The sequence below is a fragment of the Streptomyces liliiviolaceus genome, assembly GCF_018070025.1.
Taxonomy (GTDB): Bacteria; Actinomycetota; Actinomycetes; order Streptomycetales; family Streptomycetaceae; genus Streptomyces; species Streptomyces liliiviolaceus.
In genome coordinates, this window is record NZ_JAGPYQ010000002.1 from 667,275 (window position 1) to 680,927 (window position 13,653).

Consider the following 13,653-nt stretch of genomic DNA (forward strand, 5'->3'; position numbering starts at 1 on the left):
GCGGCACCCGTGATGGGATCGGCGCATGAGTGATCTTCGGATACGGGCCGCCGTGCCCGACGACCTCGACGCCGTCCTCGCCTTCTGGCGGACCGCCGCCGAAGGGACCAGCATCAGCGACGACCGGGACGGCGTGGAGCGGCTGGTCGCCCGCGATCCCGAGGCGCTGATCCTCGCCGAGCGGGACGGTGAGCTGGTGGGCACGGTCGTCGCCGGTTTCGACGGCTGGCGCTGCCATCTGTACCGGCTCGCGGTGGACCCGGCCCGGCGCCGCCAGGGCATCGGCTCGGCGCTCCTGGCGGCGGCCGAGGACCGGTTCGTACGGCTCGGCGGACGCCGCGGCGACGCGATGGTGCTGGCCCGCAACGAAACCGCGCACCATGCCTGGCGTGCCGCGGGGTATGCGCCGGAGGAGCACTGGCGGCGCTGGGTCAAGCCGCTGGTCGAGTGACCCGCCCTCCAGGAAAGGCGTGAGCGTCCGCCCATGCGCGAGTCCCCCGACATCCGGCGCCGCGACGTCCGGCGCCCCGGCGTCCCACCGCGTCGACATCGCGCGCTTCCTCCGTACCTGCCCGATCATGGGACGGAGGTGACCCGATGACCGAAGTACTCCTGCTGGCCGTGGCCGTGCTGCTCTCGCTGGCCTGCGGCGCCTTCGTCGCGGCCGAGTTCTCCCTGACCACGGTCGAACGCAGTCAGCTGGAACGGGCCGTCGAGCGCGGCGAGGTCGGCGCGGCGGGCGCCCTCAGGGCCGTCAAGAACCTCACCTTCCAGCTCTCCGGCGCCCAGCTCGGCATCACCGTCACCAATCTGGTCGTCGGCATGCTCGCCGAGTCGTCCGTCGCGAAACTGATCGCCGGGCCCCTCGAATCGGCCGGGGTGCCGAGTTCGGCGACCCCGTCGGTCGCGCTGGTGATCGGTACGGCCCTGTCGACGGTCTTCCTGATGGTCGTCGGCGAGCTGGTGCCCAAGAACTGGGCGATCTCCTCGCCGCTCGCCGTGGCCAAACGGGTGGCGACCCCGCAGCGCTGGTTCAGCGCGGTGTTCCGGCCGTTCATCTCGCACCTCAACAACACCGCCAACCGGGTCGTACGCCGCTTCGGTGTCGAGCCCGCCGAGGAGCTGGCCTCCGCGCGCGGACCGCAGGAGCTGGTCGCCCTGGCCCGGCACTCCGCGAAACTGGGCGCCCTGGAGGCGGACACCGCCGAACTGTTCGTCCGCACGCTGAACCTCGCCGACCTCACCGCGGAGAACGTCATGACACCGCGGGTCCAGGTCGTCTCCCTGGACGTCCAGGCGACCTGCGAGGACGTGGCGAACGCGACGCGGGCGACCGGCCTCTCGCGCTTCCCCGTCCACCGCGGCACCCTCGACTCGGTCGTCGGGGTCGCGCACATCAAGGACGTCATCGGCGTACCCGCGGACCGCAGGGCCCGTACGGCCGTGTCGCAGGTGATGCGCGAGCCCCTGCTCGTACCGGAGACGCTGACCGTCGAACGGCTCCTCGACCGGCTGTCCGGCAGACGCACGATGGCCGTCGTCATCGACGAGTACGGCGGCACCGCCGGGGTCGCCACCCTGGAGGACATCGTCGAGGAGGTCGTCGGCGAGGTGCGCGACGAGCACGACCCGCACGAGACGCCCGACCTGGCCCCGGCCGGCACGGACGACGAGGGCCGCACGCTGTACTCGGCCGACGGCTCCGTACGCACCGACCGGCTCGCCCGCGTCGGGCTGCGCGCGCCCGACGGACCGTACGAGACGCTCGCGGGCCTCATGGCGACGGAGCTGGGGCGCATCCCCGTCGAGGGGGACACGGCCGAGGTCGCCGGGTGGCGGCTGGACGTGGTGGACGCGACGGGGCGGCGGGCCGCGCGGGTGCTGATGCACGCGCCGGCCGCCGCGGACACCCGCGCCGAGGCAAGCGGACCCCGGAAAGCCGGGCCGGGAGGGGCCGGAACCGAAGAGGCCGGAGCCGAAGGGACCGGATCCGAGGGAGGGCGGGGGCGATGACAGCCGTACAACTGCTGATCGGTCTGGCGACGCTGGTCGTGAACGCCTTCTTCGTGGCGGCCGAGTTCGCGTTGATCTCCGTACGCCGCAGCCAGATCGAGCCGTACGCGGAGGCGGGAGAGCGGCGGGCGCGCAGTGTGGTGTGGGGTCTGGAGCACGTGTCCGCGCTGATGGCGGCCGCACAGCTCGGCATCACGCTGTGCACGCTGGTCCTGGGTGTGGTCGCCGAGCCCGCCATCGCGCATCTGCTGGAGCCGGTCTTCCACGCGATGGGGCTGTCGACCGGCACCGGGCACGCGATCTCGTTCGTGATCGCGCTCGCCGCGGCCACGTATCTGCACATGCTGCTCGGCGAGATGGTGCCGAAGAACATCGCGCTGGCCGAACCGGTGCGTACGGCGCTGCTGCTCGGGCCGCCGCTGGTCGCCCTGTCGCGGGCGCTGCGGCCGGTGATCTTCACGGTGAACGCGTTCGCCAACTGGCTGCTGAAACTGCTGCGCGTCGAGGTCCGGGACGAGGTGTCCGCGACCTTCTCCGACACGGAGCTGGCCCGCCTGGTGAAGGACTCCGGCGAGGCGGGGCTCATCGACGACCGTGCCCAGGAGCGGCTGCACGACGCCCTGGAACTGGGGCGGCGGCCGGTGCGGGACGTGGTGCTGCCGCGGGAAAGTGTGGTCTACGCGCGCGTGGGCGTCACTCCCGAGCAGTTGGAGGCCCTGTCCGCCGAGTCCGGGTTCTCCCGCTTCCCCGTGGTGGACGACGGTCTGCGGATCGTGGGCTACCTGCACGTCAAGGACGCCCTGGACGCGATGCCGCGCGATCTGCCGTTCCAGGTGCGGGACATGCGGTCCATCGCCCGGGTCCGGGAGAGCACGCCGCTCGACGACGTCCTGACGGCGATGCGGCGCGGCCGTACGCATCTGGCGGCGGTGCTCGGCGCGGACGGGCGGCTGGCCGGGATGGTGACGATGGAGGACGTGCTGAGGGAGCTGTTCGGCCAGTCGGCGTGATCCCGCGTCCCCCGCATCCAGCGGTCGCGTCCGCGGCCCCGCCGCGCGGCAGACCGGTGGGTATGTGCACGCGCTATCATTTCTTCCGCCATGCAGACGAATGCCACCTTCACCAGCCTTGTCGCGGTCGGCGACTCCTTCACCGAGGGCATGTCGGACCGCCTTCCCGACGGTACGTACCGGGGCTGGGCGGACCTCCTCGCGGCCCGGATGGCCGCGCAGACGCCCGGCTTCCGCTACGCCAACCTCGCGGTGCGCGGCAAGCTCATCGGACAGATCGTCGCCGAGCAGGTGGACGCCGCGGTGGCCATGCAGCCCGACGTGATCACGCTGGTCGGCGGCCTCAACGACACCCTGCGGCCCAAGGTCGACATGGTGCGCGTCCGCGGACTCCTGGAGGAGGCCGTGGAGCGGCTCGCCCCGGCCTGCAAGCAGCTCGTCCTGATGCGCAGCCCCGGCCGCCAGGGCCCGGTCATGGAGCGGTTCCGCCCCCGTATGGAGGAGCTGTTCGTCTGCATCGACGACCTCGCCGTCCGCCACGGCGCGCTCGTGGTCGACCTCTACGGAGCGCGGTCCCTGGGCGACCCGCGCATGTGGGACGTGGACCGGCTGCATCTGACGGCCGAGGGGCACCGCCGGGTCGCCGAAGCGGTGTGGCAGGCGCTCGGGCACGCGGCGGAGGACGCCGAGTGGGGCACCCCGATGCCGCCCACCGCCCCGCCCGGCTGGGTCGCCCGCAGGACCGCCGACGCGCGCTTCGCCCGCCAGTACCTCCTGCCGTGGATCGGCCGCAGGCTGACCGGCCGCTCGTCGGGCGACGGCCGTGCGCCCAAACGCCCGGAACTGCTGCCGTACGAGGAGTACAAGGGGTCCGTGGAGTAGACGTCCCTGGAGCGGGCGACCGCCACCGGCCCGCTCTCGTAGGTTCCGACGAACGGGCCCGTGGCGCCGGCCTGCAGGAACCGCCAGTAGAATCCGTACACGTGACTGCGCCCGCAAAGCCCCGTATCCCGAACGTCCTCGCCGGCCGCTACGCCTCGGCCGAGCTCGCCACCCTGTGGTCCCCCGAGCAGAAGGTGCGCCTGGAGCGCCAGCTGTGGCTCGCCGTGCTGCGGGCCCAGAAGGACCTCGGGATCGAGGTGCCCGACGCCGCGCTCGCCGACTACGAGCGGGTCCTCGACCAGGTCGACCTGGCCTCGATCGCCGAGCGCGAGAAGGTCACGCGGCACGACGTGAAGGCGCGGATCGAGGAGTTCAACGACCTCGCCGGGCACGAGCACGTCCACAAGGGCATGACGTCCCGCGACCTCACCGAGAACGTCGAGCAGCTGCAGATCCGGCTCTCCCTGGAGCTGGTGCGCGACCGCACGGTGGCCGTCCTCGCGCGCCTGGGCAGGCTCGCGGGCGAGTACGGCGAGCTGGTCATGGCGGGCCGCTCCCACAACGTGGCGGCGCAGGCGACGACCCTCGGCAAGCGGTTCGCGACCGCCGCCGACGAACTGCTCGTCGCGCACGGCCGGGTCGAGGAACTGCTCGCCCGCTACCCGCTGCGCGGCATCAAGGGCCCGGTGGGCACGGCCCAGGACATGCTCGACCTGCTGGGCGGGGACGCGGCGAAGCTCGCCGACCTGGAGCAGCGGATCGCCGGGCACCTCGGCTTCTCGCAGGCCTTCACGTCGGTGGGCCAGGTCTACCCGCGCTCGCTGGACTACGAGGTCGTGACCGCGCTGGTGCAGATCGCCGCGGCCCCCTCGTCGACCGCCAAGACGATCCGGCTGATGGCCGGGCACGAGCTGGTGACCGAGGGCTTCAAGCCGGGCCAGGTCGGTTCCTCGGCGATGCCGCACAAGATGAACACCCGCTCCTGCGAGCGCGTCAACGGCCTGATGGTGATCCTGCGCGGCTACGCCTCGATGACGGGCGAGCTGGCGGGCGACCAGTGGAACGAGGGCGACGTGTCCTGCTCGGTGGTGCGCCGGGTCGCACTGCCGGACGCGTTCTTCGCGCTGGACGGCCTGCTGGAGACGTTCCTCACCGTCCTCGACGAGTTCGGCGCGTTCCCGGCGGTCGTGGCGCGCGAGCTGGACCGCTACCTGCCGTTCCTCGCGACGACCAAGGTCCTGATGGGCGCGGTGCGCGCGGGTGTCGGCCGTGAGGTCGCGCACGAGGCCATCAAGGAGAACGCCGTCGCCTCCGCCCTCGCCATGCGGGAGCAGGGCACCGAGCGCAACGAGCTGCTGGACAAGCTCGCCGCCGACGAACGCCTCCCGCTCGACCGCGCCCAGCTCGACGCGCTGATGGCCGACAAGCTGTCCTTCACGGGCGCCGCCGCCGACCAGGTGGCCGCGGTCGTCGCGCGCGTCGAGGAGATCCTGAAGCAGCACCCGGAGGCCGCGGGCTACACGCCGGGGGCGATCCTCTGACGCGGTTCACCCCCGCCGAACTGGAGGCCGCCCGCGACCGGCTCGTGCCGGATGTCGTCGCGGACGGTCTCCAGGTGCTGTTCTGCGGTATCAACCCCGGGCTGATGACGGCCGCGACGGGCCACCACTTCGCGCGCCCCGGCAACCGCTTCTGGCCCGTCCTGCATCTGTCCGGCTTCACCCCGCGGCAGCTGAAGCCCTCGGAACAGGACGAGTTGCTCTCGTACGGGCTCGGCATCACCAATGTGGTGGCGCGGGCGACTGCCAGGGCCGACGAGCTGAGCGCGGCCGAGTACCGGGAGGGCGGGCGGCTGCTCGCCGCCAAGGTCGAACGGCTGCGTCCGCGGTGGCTCGCGGTGGTGGGCGTCACCGCCTACCGGGCGGCCTTCGACGACCGCAAGGCCGTGATCGGCCCCCAGGAGCGGACGTTCGGCGACACGCGCGTATGGGCCCTGCCCAACCCCAGCGGCCTGAACGCCCACTGGACGGCGGCGACGATGGCGGAGGAGTACGGGCGCCTGCGGGAGGCGGCAGCGGACCGGGCCCCGTAAGGGGCGCGGGGAACTGCGCGACCAGACCCCACCGGCCCGCAGACGAATCACCACGCTCCCGGCGCAGCCGGCACGCGGGGCGGGTCCGGTCAGGCCCGGTCAGGGCGGAGGCAACTCCGTGACCAGGGCAAGGAGTTGGAACTCCGAACCTTCCACCGGCTCGGCGACCCCCACGGCCACCCACCGCCCCGTACCGTCGGCCTCCCAGAGATCCACGTACCCCACGTAGGCACTCAGGTACGCCCACGGCTTCGGTATTCGCTCCTCGGGATCCTCGGAGCGCAGGAAGACACCCGCCAGACTCCTCGGCTCCGCCGAACCCCACCGCTCCCCCAGCCGCTGCGAAACGCCCTCTCTGTAGGCGGTGAACTGGTCCGCGATCTCCTCTCGTCCGGACCGGTCGCCCGTCCCGAAACCGTGCGTCGTCTCCAGTACCACCAGGTGGTAGCCGGGTCCTCCCGCGCCGACCTCCGACCAGCCGTGCGCCGCGGGGAAGTCGCGGACGCACAGCTCGTCGATCGTGGCGAGGTGTCGCTCAGTGGTCATGAAGTCCAGTAAAGCGGTCACCACTGACATGTGTCGGCCCGTCAGGTGACAACGGCCGTCCGGACTCACGCGTCCCGGCGGTGCACACCCCACCATCCGGCCAGGAGCGCGGCCGACGTCCACACCGCTGTCACCGCGAGCCCCGCCCACGGCCCGAGCAGGCCGTCCCAGCTCTCGTGCAGGACCACCTGCCCCGCCCGGTCGGGCAGGAGATCGGCGGCGTTCCCGGACATGTCGCCGACCACGAAGGAGACCAGCAGGAGGAAGGGGATGAGGATGCTCAGCGTGGTGACGCCGCTGCGCAGCAAGGCGGTCAGACCAGCCGCGAACAGCGCCATCAGGGCCAGACAGATCCCGCAGCCCACGACCGCGCGCAGTCCCTCGCCCCAACTCACCCCGTCGGCCCGGTCACCGAGGACGGCCCAGCCCACGGCGAGGCTCACGCCCCCGGTGAGGAGGCCGACGGCCAGGGCGGGGATGCCGACGGCCGCCACCTTCGCCGCGAACCACCGTCCGCGGCGGGGCACCGCGGTCAGCGAGACCCGCAGGGCCCCTCCCTGGAACTCGGACGACACGGCCTGCGCGCCGAAGGTGATCGCCGCGATCTGCCCGAAGTTGACGCCGAAGAACGCCGTGAACAGCGGGTCGAAGTCCCCGTCCGTGTCCCCGGAGCCGTCGGCCCCGGCCAGCGCGGTGAAGACCGCGGTGACGAGGACGACGGCGGCCAGTCCCACGACAAGCGACCGCAGGGTGCGGATCTTGAGCCACTCCGCGTGGAGTACGGGTGCGAACGACATGGTCAGGCCTCCTGCGGCTGGGCCGCGGACTGGGCGGCGAACTCGGCCTCCGTGACCGTCAGATCGAGGTAGGCCTGTTCCAGCGTGCCTTCCTCCGCGGCCAGTTCGAGGAGGGGCAGACCCGCGCCCGAGGCGAGGCGGCCGATGTCCTCCACGCGCGCGTGGCGCACGATCCACCGTTCGCCCCCGCTCCCTCCTGGCGTCTCCCCTTCACCCTCTCCTTCGTGGCGCGCGGCCTCGTATCCGTGCCGTGCGAGCAGGTCGCGCAGGGCCGCGCCGTCCGTGGTGCGGACCCGTACCCGGGGGTCCACGCGCGCCTGGACGAACTCCCGCATCGCCATGTCGGCGAGCAGCCGGCCGCGGCCCAGCACGACGAGGTGGTCGGCGAAGGACGCGGTCTCGTGCATCAGATGGCTGGAGACGAGCACGGTGCGGCCCTCGCGGGCGAGCCGGCGCAGCAGTTCCCTGATCCAGATGATGCCTTCGGGGTCGAGGCCGTTGGACGGCTCGTCGAGCAGGACCACCGGCGGGTCGCCCAGGAGGGCCGCGGCAATGCCCAGGCGCTGCCTCATGCCCAGGGAGTACGTCTTGACGCGGCGGCGGGCGACCGGGGCGAGGCCGGTCTCCGCCAGGACCTCGTCCACGCGGGTCCCGGGCAGGCGGTTGCTCGCCGCGAGCGCCCGCAGATGGTCCCGCGCGGTCCGCGAACCGTGCGCGGCCTGCGCGTCGAGCAGGGCGCCGACGTGGCGCAGCGGCTCCTCCAGCGTCGCGTACGGCTGCCCGCCGACGGTGGCGGTTCCGGAGGTGGGCCGGTCGAGGCCGAGCACGAGCCGCATGGTGGTGGACTTGCCCGCGCCGTTGGGGCCGAGGAAGCCGGTGACCCGGCCCGGCTCGACACGGAAGGTCAGCCGGTCCACGGCGCGGGTGGTGCCGTACTCCTTGGTGAGTTCTTGGACGTCGATGCTGGTCATGGCCCAAGGCTGGCTTCCGGGAGGGGTGTTGGGCCTCCCCCGCCCGGGGAGGACGTCTCCCCCGCTCGGGGGAGGCTCGTTGTCGGTGCCGACTGGCACGATGACGCCATGGCCCGCCTGCTGCGCCCGCTGACCCGTTGGACGACGTACACCCGCTTCCTCCACCTGTGGGTTCCCATGCTGGTCAGCAGCGTGTGGATCTTCATCGACCCCGCGACCCCGTGGGCGCCCGCGCTGGTGCTGCCCCTGCTGGGGCTGATCCCGGCCGTGCGGCGCGGCGAGGGTGTGCAGGCGCAGGTCATGCTGATGCGGGACGGCAACGACCCGGCCGTCTCGGCCATCTCGGTCGTGCCGTCGGCCACCTGGCGGGACCGGCTGCGGACCGTGCTGTGGCTGCAGGCGCGCATGGTGCTCGGCTGGGCGGCGGCGGGGGTCAGCGTCTGGCTCCCGCTGATCACCGTGGACCTGATCCGCATCTCGACCGGTTACGTACCGGACGACAACCCGTTCCTGCCGGTGCCGCACGCGCACTGGGCGTACGCCCTGCTCGCGCCGCTGCCGCTGATCGCCCTCTACGGAGCGTTCATCGGTCTCGGGACGCTGATCACGGTCCTCGCACACCGCCTTCTGGGGCCGTCGGCGGCGGAGCGGGTCGCCGCCCTGGAGGAGCGCACCGAGCAGCTCCTGGAGCGCACCCGCATCGCGCGTGAACTGCACGACTCGATCGGTCACGCGCTGACGGTGGCCGTGGTGCAGGCGGGTGCCGCGCGGGCCGCGGGGGACCCGGAGTTCACCGACCGGGCGCTGCTCGCCATCGAGGACACCGGCCGGGCCGCGCTGGAGGACCTGGAGCGGGTGCTCGGTGTGCTGCGCGAGTCGCGCGGGCCCGCGAGCGGCCGGCCGACCCTGGTGGAGGCCGACCGGCTGCTGGAGTCCGCCCGCGGCTCCGGGGCGAAGATCGACGCCGAGCTGACGGGCGCCCTGGAGACCGTGCCCGGGCCGGTCTCCCGTGAGGGCTACCGCATCCTCCAGGAGTGCCTCACCAACGTGCTGCGGCACGCGGAGGACTCGGTGCCCGTCCGCGTCCGTGTCGCCGTCGAGGAACGGACGCTCTCGCTGGAGGTGCGCAATCCGCTGACGGCCGAGATACCGGGCGGCCCGGGCAGCGGTGTGCGGGGCAGCGGGCTGCGGGGCATCCGGGAGCGGGCCGCGCTGCTCGGCGGCCGGGCGAGAACCGGCCCGGACGACGGTGACTGGCAGGTGCACGTCGAACTGCCGCTGCGCTGATCTACGCTGGCCGGATGCCGGTCACCGTTCTGCTCGTCGACGACGAACCCCTCGTACGGGCCGGTCTGCGTGCCGTTCTGGAGGCGCAGCCCGACATCGCGGTCGTCGGGGAGGCCGCGGACGGCGCCGCGGTCATTCCGCTGGTGCGGCGGCTGCGGCCCGACGTCGTCGCGATGGACGTCCGGATGCCGCTGATGGACGGCATCGAGGCCACCCGCGCGGTGCTGCGGACCGTCGACGGGCCGCCGAAGATCCTCGTGATCACGACGTTCGAGAACGACGAGTACGTGTACGAGGCGCTGCGCGCGGGTGCCGACGGTTTTCTGCTGAAGCGGGCCCGGCCTGCGGAGATCGTGCACGCCGTGCGGCTGGTCGCCGAGGGCGAGTCGCTGCTGTTCCCGGCCTCCGTACGGCAGTTGGCCGCCGAGTACGGGGGCAGCGACGGGAATCCCGCGGCCCGGGCCGCGCTGCGGCGGGCGGCGCTGACCGAGCGCGAGGAGGAGGTGCTGCGGCTGATGGCACGGGGTCTGTCGAACGCGGAGATCGCCGCACGGCTGGTCGTCGGCACCGAGACGGTCAAGTCCCACGTCAGCGCCGTACTGGCGAAACTGGGGGCCCGGGACCGTACTCAAGCGGTGATCGCGGCATACGAGTCCGGGTTCGTGGCACCCGGCTGATTCCGGTCAGTGGCAGGGGTCCGGAACGGGCAGGTGATCCCCGGCACTCGCCGGGACCCGCCGCGCCGAGTACGATCCGGCCAACCAACACGCGCACGAGCTGGGAGGACGGACGTTGGGGCAGTTGACCGGCGGGGATCCCTCTCTGCTGCGGAGGATCAACTCCGCGGTGGTGCTGCACGCGCTGCGGGCCACGGACTTCGCGACACTCACCGAGATCACACGGGTGACCGGGCTGTCCCGGCCCACCGTCGAGGGCGTCGTCGAAGGGCTCATCGACGGCGGACTCGTCGTCGAGACGGCGGCCGACGAGAGCGCCGCACGACGCCAGGGCCGGCCCGCGCGCCGGTTCCGCTTCCGGGCGGAGGCGGGCCATCTGCTGGGCCTGGAGATCGGCCCGCACCGGGTGGCCGTGCTCCTGTCGGACCTGGACGGGCGGATACTCGGTTCGCTCGCCAAGGACGTCTGCGAGACGGCGTCGGCGGACGAACGGCTCGAACGGCTGCGTACGGCCGTCGCGGAGCTGCTGCGCCGTGCCGGGGTCGCGCGCGGCTCCCTGCGGGCCGTCGGAGCGACCTCGCCGGGCATCGTCGAGACCGACGGCACCGTACGCCTGTGCACGGCGCTGCCGGAGTGGACGGGGCTGGCGCTGGGCGAACGGCTGCGCCGCTCCTTCAAGTGCCCGGTGATCGTGGAGAACGACGCCAACGCGGCGGCGGTCGCCGAGCACTGGAAGGGCGCCGCCACCGAATCCGACGACATGGTGTTCGTGCTGGCCGGGCTGAGCCCCGGGGCCGGTTCCCTCATCGGCGGGCGGCTGCACCGCGGCTTCGGAGGGGCGGCCGGTGAGATCGGCGCGCTCCATCTGCTGGGCCGGGAGGTCACTCCGGAGACGCTGCTGTCCACGACCGACGAGCCGCTGCACCCGCTCGACGAGCAGGCGGTGGCGGAGGTCTTCAGGCATGCGCGCGCGGGCGACGAGCGGGCCCTGGCGGCCGTCGAGCGCTTCATACAGCGGCTGGTGCACGACGTCGCCGCGCTCGTCCTGGCCCTCGACCCCGAGCTGGTCGTGATCGGCGGGTGGGCGGCGGGTCTCGACGGCGTACTGGAGCCGCTGCGCAAGGAGCTGGCCCGCTACTGTCTGCGGCCGCCGCGGGTGACGCTGTCGCTCCTGGGCGAGGCGGCCGTGGCGACGGGCGCGCTGCGACTGGCTCTGGACCATGTGGAGGAGCAGCTCTTCGCGGTGGAGAGCACGGTGACGGCCCGCCGCTGAGAACGCGGCGGGCCGTACGGCCGTAACAGCGGAACGTCGCGCTCCGGAGGTCGGAGCGCGACGCACGCGCGCGGGTGCCGCAGGTCGACGTCTGCTGTCGCCGGGGGACGCCGGATGACGGCGGTCAGGAAGCCCGGCGCTCCGGGTCGTGGTGGATCTCCACACCGCCGGAGTCCCCGAAGGTCAGCCGGCAGGTGTCGGCGCGGTAGGTCGCGACGGAGACCGCCGCCGTACGCCCCTCGGCGAAGTAGCGGGTCGTGACGACGAGGACGGGCGCGCCGGGGAGCCGGTCCAGTTCCTTGGCGTCGTCCGCGCGCGCGGAGCCCAGCTCCACGGCACGGTCCTCACCCTCCAGGTCCAGGCGCGCCAGCTCCCGCAGCACCGCACGCGCGCGTGCGGTGCCCGACGGGGCGTCGATGCCGGACAGGTCGGGCACCGACGAGGCCGGGATGTAGAGAAGTTCGGCGGCGACGGGCTGGCCGTGCGTCACCCGGGAGCGGCGCACGATGTGCACCCGGTCCTCGGGGGCGCTCTCCAGGATCTGGGCCACCGCCGAGGGCGGGGGCGCCGTCACGCAGTCGGCGGACTGCCAGGCGTCACCAGCGGCGCCCGGCCACGCGTGCTGCTCGGAGGCGACGGCCACGCCCATGCGCGGCGGTGCCACGGTCGTACCGACTCCGCGGCGACGCTGGAGTCGCCCTTCCAGTTCCAGCTGTTCGAGGGCCTGGCGGAGCGTGGCCCTCGCGACGCCGAACCGGGCCGCCAGGTCGCGCTCGTTGGGGAGGATCTCCCCCACCGAGAACTCGGAGTCCAGTGCTTCGCTGAGCACGGTCTTCAGATGCCAGTACTTGGGCTCCGGCACCGTATCCAACTGCGTGGTCCCCACCGTGTCCTCCGCAATCGCCGTGTCCCGGCGGCTTTTAGCGCCCTTGTTTATTAAAGGTTCCTGCACTATCCCAGCGACCATATGGCGACCCCCACCCTTGGTCAAGACCAATCCTCGATCCGTTACAGCTCGCACAGGCGTGTTGCCGCAGAGCGTTCATACGACGTTCGCGATACGCCCCATACGTGACACAACGGCAAAGCCCCCGTCTCCTGGACGGGGGCTTCCGCGTACGGCCGGCAGGACGCTGTCCGCCGACGGCCGTCAGTCGGTGGCGAGGGACAGCAGCTTCTCCGGGTTGCGGACGATGTAGACGCACTGGATGCGGCCGTCGGCGATGTCCAGCTGGAAGACGCTGTCGGGCTTGCCGCCGGACAGCACCAGGAACGCCGGTCCGCCGTTGACCTCCAGGAAGCGGAACGTCGCTTCCGACACGCCCTTTTTCATGACTCCGCCGAGGAAGCGGCCCACCTTGTCGGCCGACTCGATGACCCGCACCGGTGCCGAGGCGAGCCCGCCGCTGTCGCCGATCAGGCGCACGTCCGGGGCCAGCAGGGACATCAGCCCGTCGAGGTCGCCCTCCGTCGCCGCCGCGAGGAACCGCTCGGTGAGGTCGCGGCGCTCGGCGGGGTCGACCTCGTAGCGCGGCCGCCGCTCCTCGACGTGCCGCCGGGCCCGCCCGGCGAGCTGCCGGACCGCGGGCTCGCTGCGGTCGAGCGTGACGGCGATCTCGGCGTACGGGTAGCCGAACGCCTCCCGGAGCACGAACACCGCGCGTTCCAGTGGCGAGAGGGACTCCAGGACGACGAGGACGGCCAGCGAGACCGAGTCCGCGAGGACGGCCCGTTCGGCCGTGTCGGCGACGGTGTCCCCGAAGTCGGTGACGTACGGCTCGGGCAGCCAGGGCCCCACATAGGCCTCGTTACGGGCCCGGGTCTGCCGCAGCCGGTCGAGGGCGAGCCGGGTGGTGACCCGTACGAGATAGGCGCGCGGTTCGCGGACGTCGGAGCGGTCGGCCCCGGACCAGCGCAACCACGCCTCCTGGACGACGTCCTCCGCGTCGGCCACCCGGCCGAGCATGCGGTAGGCGACGCCCATCAGGACGGGACGGTGCTCTTCGAAGACCTCGGTCACGGTGTCGGTAGCCACGAGGCCATCCCAACCCGACGTGTCAGGCCGTGTCCACACGATATGAGGAGCGGGGCCGACGAGGGGCTAC

At 72.7% G+C, this 13,653-nt stretch carries 14 protein-coding genes; 9 read left to right on the forward strand and 5 right to left on the reverse strand.

Annotated elements, in window-relative coordinates:
• Nucleotides 1-25 precede the first annotated feature (25 nt).
• From J8N05_RS38290 to mug, 6 genes are all read left to right on the forward strand, one after another.
• A complete protein-coding gene (locus tag J8N05_RS38290) occupies nucleotides 26-451 on the forward strand; it encodes a GNAT family N-acetyltransferase (protein WP_210891402.1) in 426 nt (141 codons plus the stop codon).
• A 146-nt stretch (nucleotides 452-597) separates the two neighbouring features.
• Entirely contained in the window at nucleotides 598-2,013 is a 1,416-nt protein-coding gene (locus J8N05_RS38295; RefSeq protein WP_210891404.1) for a hemolysin family protein, read from the forward strand.
• On the forward strand, nucleotides 2,010-3,023 hold the full coding sequence (locus J8N05_RS38300) for a hemolysin family protein (RefSeq protein ID WP_210891406.1): 1,014 nt from the start codon (nucleotides 2,010-2,012) through the stop codon (nucleotides 3,021-3,023). The genes J8N05_RS38295 and J8N05_RS38300 overlap by 4 nt, the downstream gene beginning before the upstream one ends.
• A 90-nt stretch (nucleotides 3,024-3,113) precedes the next feature.
• On the forward strand, nucleotides 3,114-3,905 hold the full coding sequence (locus J8N05_RS38305) for an SGNH/GDSL hydrolase family protein (RefSeq protein WP_210891408.1): 792 nt from the start codon (nucleotides 3,114-3,116) through the stop codon (nucleotides 3,903-3,905).
• Nucleotides 3,906-4,006: 101 nt separating this feature from the next.
• Nucleotides 4,007-5,446, forward strand: a complete 1,440-nt coding sequence (gene purB, locus J8N05_RS38310) for an adenylosuccinate lyase (RefSeq protein WP_210891411.1) — start codon at nucleotides 4,007-4,009, stop codon at nucleotides 5,444-5,446.
• Nucleotides 5,443-5,997 carry a G/U mismatch-specific DNA glycosylase gene (gene mug, locus J8N05_RS38315; RefSeq protein ID WP_210894110.1) on the forward strand — a complete coding sequence of 185 codons (555 nt, stop codon included), beginning with the start codon at nucleotides 5,443-5,445 and terminating at the stop codon, nucleotides 5,995-5,997. The genes purB and mug overlap by 4 nt, the downstream gene beginning before the upstream one ends.
• Before the next feature lie 99 nt (nucleotides 5,998-6,096).
• Here mug and J8N05_RS38320 read toward each other — a convergent pair whose 3' ends face one another.
• The 3 genes from J8N05_RS38320 to J8N05_RS38330 form a co-directional block, all read right to left on the reverse strand.
• Entirely contained in the window at nucleotides 6,097-6,543 is a 447-nt protein-coding gene (locus J8N05_RS38320; protein WP_210891413.1) for a hypothetical protein, read from the reverse strand.
• Between the two features lie 65 nt (nucleotides 6,544-6,608).
• A complete protein-coding gene (locus tag J8N05_RS38325; RefSeq protein ID WP_210891414.1) occupies nucleotides 6,609-7,340 on the reverse strand; it encodes an ABC transporter permease subunit in 732 nt (243 codons plus the stop codon).
• Between the two features lie 2 nt (nucleotides 7,341-7,342).
• Entirely contained in the window at nucleotides 7,343-8,311 is a 969-nt protein-coding gene (locus tag J8N05_RS38330) for an ABC transporter ATP-binding protein (protein WP_210891416.1), read from the reverse strand.
• A gap of 108 nt (nucleotides 8,312-8,419) precedes the next feature.
• Here J8N05_RS38330 and J8N05_RS38335 point away from each other — a divergent pair, with 108 nt between their 5' ends.
• The 3 genes from J8N05_RS38335 (at nucleotide 8,420) to J8N05_RS38345 (ending at nucleotide 11,548) form a co-directional block, all read left to right on the forward strand.
• The gene (locus tag J8N05_RS38335) at nucleotides 8,420-9,598 is read left to right on the forward strand and encodes a sensor histidine kinase (protein WP_210891418.1); all 1,179 of its coding nucleotides are present in this window, start codon (nucleotides 8,420-8,422) and stop codon (nucleotides 9,596-9,598) included.
• A gap of 14 nt (nucleotides 9,599-9,612) precedes the next feature.
• Nucleotides 9,613-10,275, forward strand: coding sequence for a response regulator transcription factor (locus tag J8N05_RS38340; protein WP_210891420.1), 663 nt, complete (start codon nucleotides 9,613-9,615; stop codon nucleotides 10,273-10,275).
• 115 nt (nucleotides 10,276-10,390) lie between these two features.
• The gene (locus J8N05_RS38345; RefSeq protein ID WP_210891423.1) at nucleotides 10,391-11,548 is read left to right on the forward strand and encodes an ROK family transcriptional regulator; all 1,158 of its coding nucleotides are present in this window, start codon (nucleotides 10,391-10,393) and stop codon (nucleotides 11,546-11,548) included.
• A gap of 124 nt (nucleotides 11,549-11,672) precedes the next feature.
• On the opposite strand, the gene J8N05_RS38350 is transcribed toward J8N05_RS38345, so the two are convergent.
• Nucleotides 11,673-12,434, reverse strand: coding sequence for a GntR family transcriptional regulator (locus J8N05_RS38350; protein ID WP_210891425.1), 762 nt, complete (start codon nucleotides 12,432-12,434; stop codon nucleotides 11,673-11,675).
• Nucleotides 12,435-12,698: 264 nt separating this feature from the next.
• Nucleotides 12,699-13,583 (reverse strand): RNA polymerase sigma-70 factor, encoded by an 885-nt coding sequence (locus J8N05_RS38355; protein WP_210891427.1) that lies wholly within the window; start codon nucleotides 13,581-13,583, stop codon nucleotides 12,699-12,701.
• Nucleotides 13,584-13,653 lie beyond the last annotated feature (70 nt).

Coding starts and splice junctions, on each gene's coding strand:
- J8N05_RS38300 (WP_210891406.1), top strand. CDS start 2,010: ATGACAGCCGTACAACTGCTGATCGGTCTGGCGACGCTGGTCGTGAAC.
- J8N05_RS38295 (WP_210891404.1), top strand. CDS start 598: ATGACCGAAGTACTCCTGCTGGCCGTGGCCGTGCTGCTCTCGCTGGCC.
- J8N05_RS38290 (WP_210891402.1), top strand. CDS start 26: ATGAGTGATCTTCGGATACGGGCCGCCGTGCCCGACGACCTCGACGCC.
- J8N05_RS38305 (WP_210891408.1), top strand. CDS start 3,114: ATGCAGACGAATGCCACCTTCACCAGCCTTGTCGCGGTCGGCGACTCC.
- J8N05_RS38340 (WP_210891420.1), top strand. CDS start 9,613: ATGCCGGTCACCGTTCTGCTCGTCGACGACGAACCCCTCGTACGGGCC.
- J8N05_RS38320 (WP_210891413.1), bottom strand. CDS start 6,543: ATGACCACTGAGCGACACCTCGCCACGATCGACGAGCTGTGCGTCCGC.
- J8N05_RS38330 (WP_210891416.1), bottom strand. CDS start 8,311: ATGACCAGCATCGACGTCCAAGAACTCACCAAGGAGTACGGCACCACC.
- J8N05_RS38325 (WP_210891414.1), bottom strand. CDS start 7,340: ATGTCGTTCGCACCCGTACTCCACGCGGAGTGGCTCAAGATCCGCACC.
- J8N05_RS38335 (WP_210891418.1), top strand. CDS start 8,420: ATGGCCCGCCTGCTGCGCCCGCTGACCCGTTGGACGACGTACACCCGC.